Origin of the sequence: Bradyrhizobium sp. (assembly GCF_019242285.1) — a bacterium.
GTDB lineage: Bacteria > Pseudomonadota > Alphaproteobacteria > Rhizobiales > Xanthobacteraceae > Bradyrhizobium.
In genome coordinates this window covers 1-7,509 of the sequence record NZ_JAFAVV010000244.1, presented here as the reverse complement: position 1 = coordinate 7,509, position 7,509 = coordinate 1, and the positions used below count along the sequence as shown (strand labels likewise).

At 67.4% G+C, this 7,509-nt stretch carries 9 protein-coding genes; all 9 read right to left on the bottom strand.

What is annotated here, in order from left to right; translation table 11 throughout:
- Nucleotides 1-334 precede the first annotated feature (334 nt).
- The gene (locus tag JOY90_RS09365) at nt 335-745 is read right to left on the bottom strand and encodes a DUF2000 family protein (protein WP_291690856.1); all 411 of its coding nucleotides are present in this window, start codon (nt 743-745) and stop codon (nt 335-337) included.
- Nucleotides 746-912: 167 nt separating this feature from the next.
- Nucleotides 913-1,275 carry a DUF4189 domain-containing protein gene (locus JOY90_RS09360; RefSeq protein ID WP_291690857.1) on the bottom strand — a complete coding sequence of 121 codons (363 nt, stop codon included), beginning with the start codon at nt 1,273-1,275 and terminating at the stop codon, nt 913-915.
- Between the two features lie 123 nt (nt 1,276-1,398).
- Complete coding sequence (locus JOY90_RS09355; RefSeq protein ID WP_291690855.1) at nt 1,399-3,003, bottom strand: molybdopterin-binding/glycosyltransferase family 2 protein; 1,605 nt, start codon at nt 3,001-3,003, stop codon at nt 1,399-1,401.
- Nucleotides 3,000-3,701: an XdhC family protein gene (locus JOY90_RS09350; protein ID WP_291690854.1), complete on the bottom strand. Its 702-nt coding sequence runs from the start codon at nt 3,699-3,701 to the stop codon at nt 3,000-3,002. The genes JOY90_RS09355 and JOY90_RS09350 overlap by 4 nt, the downstream gene beginning before the upstream one ends.
- Nucleotides 3,702-3,703: 2 nt before the next feature.
- Nucleotides 3,704-4,027, bottom strand: a complete 324-nt coding sequence (locus JOY90_RS09345) for an XdhC family protein (protein WP_291690853.1) — start codon at nt 4,025-4,027, stop codon at nt 3,704-3,706.
- Between the two features lie 11 nt (nt 4,028-4,038).
- Nucleotides 4,039-5,238 carry a VWA domain-containing protein gene (locus JOY90_RS09340; protein WP_291690852.1) on the bottom strand — a complete coding sequence of 400 codons (1,200 nt, stop codon included), beginning with the start codon at nt 5,236-5,238 and terminating at the stop codon, nt 4,039-4,041.
- Between the two features lie 157 nt (nt 5,239-5,395).
- Nucleotides 5,396-6,304, bottom strand: coding sequence for a MoxR family ATPase (locus JOY90_RS09335; protein ID WP_291690851.1), 909 nt, complete (start codon nt 6,302-6,304; stop codon nt 5,396-5,398).
- Between the two features lie 27 nt (nt 6,305-6,331).
- On the bottom strand, nt 6,332-7,192 hold the full coding sequence (locus JOY90_RS09330) for a xanthine dehydrogenase family protein subunit M (RefSeq protein WP_291690850.1): 861 nt from the start codon (nt 7,190-7,192) through the stop codon (nt 6,332-6,334).
- A gap of 37 nt (nt 7,193-7,229) precedes the next feature.
- Nucleotides 7,230-7,509: (2Fe-2S)-binding protein (locus JOY90_RS09325; RefSeq protein WP_291690849.1), on the bottom strand; the 280-nt coding region annotated here is incomplete at its 5' end.

Sequence of the window (7,509 nt, the reverse complement as noted above, 5' to 3'; positions counted from 1 at the left end):
ACGCCGGCTTCGATCGGCCCGGTGGGGCATCGGCGCCTGCCGTCCGCACCTCTCCGGTCTTGTGGCTTCGTGGCGCCATGAGCGGCTTCCCCTGCCTCGTTCAGTTTGAGATCAAATATGACTGACTAGTCAGTCATTGTCAAGACCAATTCCGGCCGGCGAATGGTCCCTCTCTCCGCTCATGCGGCAACCTGCGTCTCAACGTGACCCGGCGGCAAGGCCGGGGAAGCCCGTCTTGGGAGAACGATCCTGTCGCCGCCATCATGCCGCGACTGTGCCAGCCGCCGGCGACGCGAGGCTGATCCAGATCAACCGGCGGCGGGCGCCGCCTCCGCTAGCTGTGAAACTTCAGCCCATCGACGATCTTGTCGATCACCTTGCGCTCGGCGCGGAAGGCGAGGCCGACGAGGTTGAGATCGGCGCGGCCGACCGCCTTCACTGCGGCGCGGTTGGCCTCGTCATGGGTGGTCCTGAACATATCCTCGGTATAAACAGCCGGCGTGACGTTGCGCGACAGCCCCCGGTCGAGCGCGCGCGAGAGCGCGGCGCGGTCGGCGCCATAGATCAGGATCGGCTGCCCGATCAGTGGCAGATATTTCGTGGCCGAACCGTCCTCGTAGGGGGAGCCGACACATTCGGGAAAGGCGGCGGCAATGCCGCCGGCCAGGAACGAAGTGACGTTCAGCTTCTGCCACGCTTCGAGATCGGTGCGGACCACGATCGCGATCTTGGTATCGAACTGCATGATTTCTCCAACGCGTCATTCCCGGGCGCGACAAAAGCCGCGACCCCGCAATCCATAACCACAGGCCGACATTGTTGAGAAGAAATGTCGACCAGCGCGTCAAACAAGCACTGTCGGTGGCTATGGATTCCGGGCCCGGCCCTTAATGACGTCCTTCTGGGAAGAAATCACCCCTTGGCGTCGCAGGCCCAGGCGCGGATCACGCAGGCCTTGCCGCCGAACTTGTAGCACTCGCGGGTGGCTTCGTTGAGCGAGGCGGAGATCCGTTGCCGCACCGCGTAGCCGTGGGCGCCGCAGGGATTGGCCATGTCGACCGCGAACGCGGCGCAGGCGCGCCGCATGATGATGGCCATGCAGTTGCCCTTGCACTGCTTCAGCGCGGCTGTGCGCGCCTCATTCTCGGCAGGATAGTCGAAGGCTTGGCCGTAGGCGCCGCATTTGCCCATTGCAAACGCGCCTGCGGCCAGTGACGGCGCCGGCACGACCGGCAGCAGGATCGAAGCAAGCAGCAGCGTGACGCGAGCGCGCATAGTTTTGCAGGAAAGCAAGGTCCCCTCCCCCGAAGCCAGCGATCGTAAAACTACCGGAACGGAGGTTAGGACTTGGTGAACGGAGGTTGAATTATTCGCGCACGACACCCTGACGGCACGCGCTCAACCGCTGCGTGCGGCCTCCAGCGCCTGCGGCGTGTCGATGTCGAGGAAGGCGCCGTTCCCCTCGACCGGGACCTCGGCCACGGCTTCCGCATGCCTGGCGATCAGATGGCGCGCACCGATGTCGCCGTCGAGCGTCATCAGCTCCTTGAAGAAGCGCCGCGACCACAGCACCGGATTGCCGCGCCGGCCGTCGGCCACCGGCACCACGATCAGGTTGCCGCGATCGGGCGCGAAGGCCTCGATCAGCCGGTCGATCAGATGCGCGTCGATCAGTGGCATGTCGCCGAGACAGACCATCGCACCATCGGCACCGGCCGGCACCGCCGCAATGCCTGCCTTTACCGAGCTGGCCAGCCCGCCGGCAAAATCGGGGTTGCGAACGAACCTGACCCTGAGCCCGGCCAGCGCCTGCTCGACCAGCTCGGACTGATGCCCGGTGACGACGATGACCTCGGAGGCCTTCGAGGCCAGCGCCTGTTCGGCCGCGATCCGCACCAGCTTCTTGCCGCCGAGCTCGGCGAGCAGCTTGTTGGGGCCGCCCATCCGGGTCGAGCGCCCGGCTGCGAGGATGATCGCCACGACCTCGCGATTGCCCTGGGCCTCCGGCTCGGCGCGCGGCTGCGGCCGGGTGACGATCTCCATCAGGAGGCCGCCGACGCCCATGCCCATCAGATCGGCGCGGCTGACCTTCAGGCCCGCGAGCAGGCGCATCAACACCCAGTCAAACCCGTTTTCCACCGGCGAGCGCGCGCAGCCCGGCGCACCCAAGACCGGCACGCCCTTGGCGTTGCCGACCAGGAGCAGATTGCCGGGATCGACGGGCATGCCGAAATGCTCGATGGCGCCGCCGATGTCGGAGATCGCGGCCGGGATCACGTCGCGCCGGTCGGCGATCGCGGACGCTCCGAATACGATGACGAGCTCGGCGCCGAGCGCGAGCACCTCGCCGATCGCGGCCGCGAGCGCGGCCTCCTCGTGCGGCACGCGGCGCTCGGCGATGATGCGGGCGCCGGCCGGCGCCAGCCGCTCCTCGGTGACGCGGAGCGTCTTGTCGATCACCTTGGCCGCGAGCCCCGGCAGCACCGTCGACACCACGCCCACCCGCTTGATGGCGTAGGGCGCGACGCGCAGCACGCCCCGCCCGGCGGCCTTGATCGCGGCGTCGCGCAGCGTGGCCTCGACCCCGAACGGAATGATCTTGACGGTCGCGATCATCTCGCCTTCGACCACCGGCTTGAACGCCGGCAAGGTCGCAAAGGTGATCGCCTCGTCGACGGCATTGATGCGGTCGACCGCGGCGCGGTCGATCACCAGCACGCCCGCGCGTGCGGCAAACAAATTGGCGCGGCCGGTGAACGCGCGCTCGACATGGATGCCCTCGCCGGTGACGGAAGCGGCGATCGAAGCAGCGGCGGTGTCCTCGGAGACGTCGCCCTGCTCCAGCCGCACCACGACGATGTCCTTGACCCCGGCCTTGGTCAGCGCCGCCACCTCGGCCGGACCGATCGTGGTGCCCTTCTTGAGCACCAGCGATCCCTGACGGAGCGTATGGACGGTGACCCCGCCAATCGCCTCGGCCGGGCTGGCAGGACCGAACTTCATGCCGCCGCTTCTTTTTCGGCTCTGGGCAACCGCAGCGCTGCGGTGATCTCGGCCATGATCGAGACCGCGATCTCCGACGGCGAGACGGCGCCGATCGCAAGCCCGATCGGCGCGTGGATGCGCGCGATGTCGGCATCCTTGGCGCCTTGCGCCCGCAGGCGCTCGCCGCGCTTGCCATGCGTCTTCCGCGAGCCGAGCGCGCCGATATAGAAGCAGTCGCACTGGAAGGCGTGCAGCAGCGCCGGATCGTCGATCTTCGGATCGTGGGTCAGCGCCACGAAGGCGGTATAGGGGTCGATGTTGAGCGGCGGCAGCGCGACGTCCGGCCATTCCGCGATCAGCGGCACGTCGGGAAAGCGTTCGGGGCTTGCGAACGCCGTGCGCGGGTCGACGATGGTGACGTCATAGCCGAGCGCCTGCGCGATCGGCGCCAGGGCCTGGCTGATATGGACCGCGCCGATCACGACGAGACGGGCGGTCGGGGCGTAGACGTTGAGGAACAGTTTCTTCCCCGAAACCTCGACCATGCCGCTCTTGCCCATGCGCAGGGCCTTGTCGAACTCGTCGCGCAGCGGATCGGCGGCGAAGTCCTTCAGCTTCACCAGCCGCTGCTCGCCGCTGGCGACATCGGTCACGACAATGGCGGGGCGCCGCGCGGCGCGCTCGGCATTCAACTCGGTAAGCGTCTCGAGCTTCACGGTCAGGCCACCTTCTCGACGAAGACGCGGATGGTGCCGCCGCAGGACAGGCCGACATTCCAGGCGGTCTCGTCGGCGACGCCGAACTCCAGCATCTTGGGTTGGCCCGATTCGATCACGTCCATGGCCTCGGTGACCACCGCGCCCTCGACGCAGCCGCCGGAGACCGAGCCCAGAAAAGTACCGTCATCATTGATGACCAGGCTCGAGCCGGCCGGGCGCGGCGCCGAGCCCCAGGTTTCCACCACGGTCGCCAGCGCCACGCCATGGCCGCCCTTCTTCCAGTCCTCGGCCGCTTTCAGAATGTCCTCGTCGCGATTGAGCATGAACGCCTCCTTCAGGCCACGGAGCGGATATGGCTGCGGTGCTGCACCGGCAGCGGCGACGACAGCGCCCTGATCAGCTCCGCCATCGACGTCAAATTATGCACCGGGCGAAATTCGTCAACGTGCGGCAGCATCATTTTGATACCCTGCGCCTTGGGCTCGAAGCCACCGTACCGCAGCAGGGGGTTGAGCCAGATCAGCCGGCGGCAGGAACGGTGCAGCCGATCCATCTCGAAGGCGAGCCTGGCGTCGGCCTCGCGCTCCAGCCCGTCGGAGATCAGGAGCACGATCGCGCCCTGCCCGAGCAGGCGCCGCGCCCACAGCTTGTTGAAGCTGTGCAGCGAGGTGGCGATCCGCGTGCCCCCGGCCCAGTCCTCCACTGAGGACGAGCAGCTCGCCAGCGCCTCGTCCGGGTCGCGCTGCCGCAGCGCCCGCGTCACATTGGTCAGCCTTGTGCCGAACAGGAACACCGAAACGCGCTTGCGCGCATCGGTGATGGCATGCAGGAAATGCAGGAACAGGCGGGTATATTCGCTCATCGAGCCGGAAATATCGAGCAGCGCCACGATCGGCGCCGGCTTCTCGATCCGCCCGAGCCGGTGGAGGTCGATGATCTCGCCGCCGGTGCGCAGCGAGCCGCGCAGGGTGCGACGCATGTCGAGCCGCAGGCCCCGCGGATCGCGCTGGTAGCGGCGGGTGACGAGCTCGGCCTGCGGCAGCTTCATCTGCGCGATCGCGCGCATCGCCCCGGCGATCTCGGCCGCGGTCATCTGCGCAAAGTCCTTCTTCTGCAGGATCTCCTTGTCGGAGACCGACAGCCGCAATTCCTGCTGTTCGGCCTGCGGCGCCTCCGTCGTCGAGGGCTGGGCGAAGGCCTCCTGCACCCGGCGCGCGGCTGGCGGCGGCTTCTTCTTGGCATGGTCCGGCAGCGGCACCGAATCCAGCATGTGCTTCCATTCCTCGGAGGCGCGGAAGAACAGGTCGAAGGCCTGCCGGAAGATCAGCGCATGCTCGTGGCGCTTGACGAACACGGCCTCCAGCGCGGTGAAGACCTCGGCACGCTTGCCGATGTCGATGGCCTGCAACGCGGCCATGGCGTCGATCACCGCGCCGGGACCGACCGGAAGCCCCGCCGCGCGCAACGCGCGGGCGAAGCCGATGACGTTGTCGGCGATGTTGCCGGTCGGTGGATCGAGGTGGTTGATGGGCATAGGTATCACATTCTCAGTCGTCATTCCGGGATGCGCCGCAAGGCGCAGGCCCCGGAATCATAATCACCGGCTGTGGTCATGGATTCCGGGCTCGCGCGGAGCCTGCCATCGGGCGGCGCTTTGCGCGGACCCGGGGGTCGCGCCCGGAATGACCAAGCTAATTCTCGCTCGTCGCGTCCTTGATCACTTTTTGCAGGCTCTCGCCCTGCATGCGGACGATGTCGTCCTGGTATTTCAGGAGCGCACCGAGCGTGTCGCCGACCACCTGCGGCGTCAGCGACCGCGCGTCGAGCTCGCTCAGGGCCGTCGCCCAGTCGAGCGTTTCGGCGACGCCCGGCGACTTGTAGAAATCCTGCTCGCGCAGCGCCTGCACGAAGCGCACCACCTGCTGCGACAGCCTTGCCGAGATGCCCGGCAGGCGCGACTTGACGATCGCCAGCTCACGCTCGGCCGAGGGATAGTCGACCCAATGGTAGAGGCAGCGCCGCTTCAGCGCGTCGTGGATCTCGCGGGTGCGGTTGGAGGTGATGATCACGATCGGCGGATGCGGCGCCCTGACGGTGCCGAATTCGGGGATCGTGACCTGGAAGTCGGAGAGGATTTCCAGCAGATACGCCTCGAACGCCTCGTCGGCGCGGTCGAGCTCGTCGATCAGCAGCACGGGGGGACCCGCGACATCGGGCTCCAGCGCCTGCAGCAGCGGCCGCTTGATCAGATAACGGTCGGCGAAGATGTCGGCGGCGAGCTGCTCGCGGTCGGTCTCGCCGGCGGCTTCCGACAGGCGGATCGAGATCATCTGCGCCGCGCTGTTCCATTCGTAGACCGCGGAGGCGACGTCGAGGCCTTCGTAGCATTGCAGGCGGATCAGCTTGCGCCCGAGCGCGGCGGCCAGCACCTTGGCGATCTCGGTCTTGCCGACGCCGGCCTCGCCCTCCAGGAACAGCGGCCGGCCCATGCGCAGGGCGAGGTAGGTCACGGTCGCGAGCGCACGCTCGGCGAGGTAGCCGCGCGACGCCAGCAGCTCGAGCATCGCATCGACGGATGCAGGCAGGGCCGGTGTGCTCATGCGGGAGCCAATCCTGGGCGGCGGGCGCTAATCGGCATCACCCTTGTCGGCGTCGGGCTTGTCACTGTCAGGCCTGTCCACCTCAGGCTTGGCGTTCGCGGCCTCGACGGCGCGGCGCGTCAGCACCGCAATCAGGTGCGCGCGGTATTCGGCGCTGCCGTGCAGGTCGCTGTTGAGCCCTTCCGCCGGCACGGTCATCCCTTCCAGCACCTTGGGCGAGAAGCGCTTCTTCAGAGCCTCCTCGAACGCGGTGACGCGGAATACGCCGTCGGAGCCCGCGCCGGTCACGGCGACGCGGACGTCGCTCGGGCGCCGCGCGACGAACACGCCGACCAGTGCATAACGCGAGGCCTGGTTGCGGAACTTGATGTAGGCCGCCTTCTTCGGCAGCGGGAACATGACCCTGGTGATGATCTCGTCGTTCTCGAGCGCGGTCGAGAACAGTCCCTGGAAATATTCCTCGGCCTTGAGCCGGCGCTTGTTGGTAACGATGGTGGCGCCGAGCGCCAGCACGGCGGCAGGATAGTCGGCGGTCGGGTCGTTGTTGGCGAGCGAGCCGCCGATGGTGCCCTTGTGCCGCACGGCGGGGTCGCCGATCTGGCTCGCAAGCTCGGCCAACGCCGGGATCGCCTCGCCCACCGTCGGCGAGGTCGCGACGTCGACATGCCTCGCGGTCGCACCGATCACCAGCGAGCGGCCCTTCACCTCGATCGCATCGAGCCCCTCGATGTGGGAGAGATCGACCAGATGCGGCGGGCTCGCCAGCCGCTGCTTCATCACGGGGATCAAGGTATGGCCGCCGGCGATCAGCTTGGCATCCTCGTTCTTGGTCAGCAGATTGGCCGCCTGCCGGACCGTTCCCGGGCGATGATATTTGAATTCGTACATTGAATATCCCCGGCCGCGCGGCGCGCGGCAACGACAATTATGCCAGGTCGGATTTCGCCATCGCCTTGGCACCGGCGGCGATCGACTGGACGATGTTGTGATAGCCGGTGCAGCGACAGAGGTTGCCCTCGAGCTCCTCGCGGATCGTCTGCTCCGACAGGTCGTGGCCCTTGCGGTGGACCATGTCGACCGCGGTCATGATCATGCCGGGCGTGCAGAAACCGCACTGCAGGCCGTGATTGTCGCGGAAAGCTTCCTGCATCGGGTGCAGCTTGCCGTCGTGCGCCAGGCCCTCGATGGTGGTGATGGTCTTGCCC

Bases quoted from the DNA above. Each gene is read 5' to 3' on its own strand.
- JOY90_RS09340 (WP_291690852.1), bottom strand. From the start codon at position 5,238: ATGCCCATCAACCACCTCGATCCACCGACCGGCAACATCGCCGACAAC.
- JOY90_RS09335 (WP_291690851.1), bottom strand. From the start codon at position 6,304: ATGAGCACACCGGCCCTGCCTGCATCCGTCGATGCGATGCTCGAGCTG.
- JOY90_RS09355 (WP_291690855.1), bottom strand. From the start codon at position 3,003: ATGAAGTTCGGTCCTGCCAGCCCGGCCGAGGCGATTGGCGGGGTCACC.
- JOY90_RS09360 (WP_291690857.1), bottom strand. From the start codon at position 1,275: ATGCGCGCTCGCGTCACGCTGCTGCTTGCTTCGATCCTGCTGCCGGTC.
- JOY90_RS09345 (WP_291690853.1), bottom strand. From the start codon at position 4,027: ATGCTCAATCGCGACGAGGACATTCTGAAAGCGGCCGAGGACTGGAAG.
- JOY90_RS09365 (WP_291690856.1), bottom strand. From the start codon at position 745: ATGCAGTTCGATACCAAGATCGCGATCGTGGTCCGCACCGATCTCGAA.
- JOY90_RS09330 (WP_291690850.1), bottom strand. From the start codon at position 7,192: ATGTACGAATTCAAATATCATCGCCCGGGAACGGTCCGGCAGGCGGCC.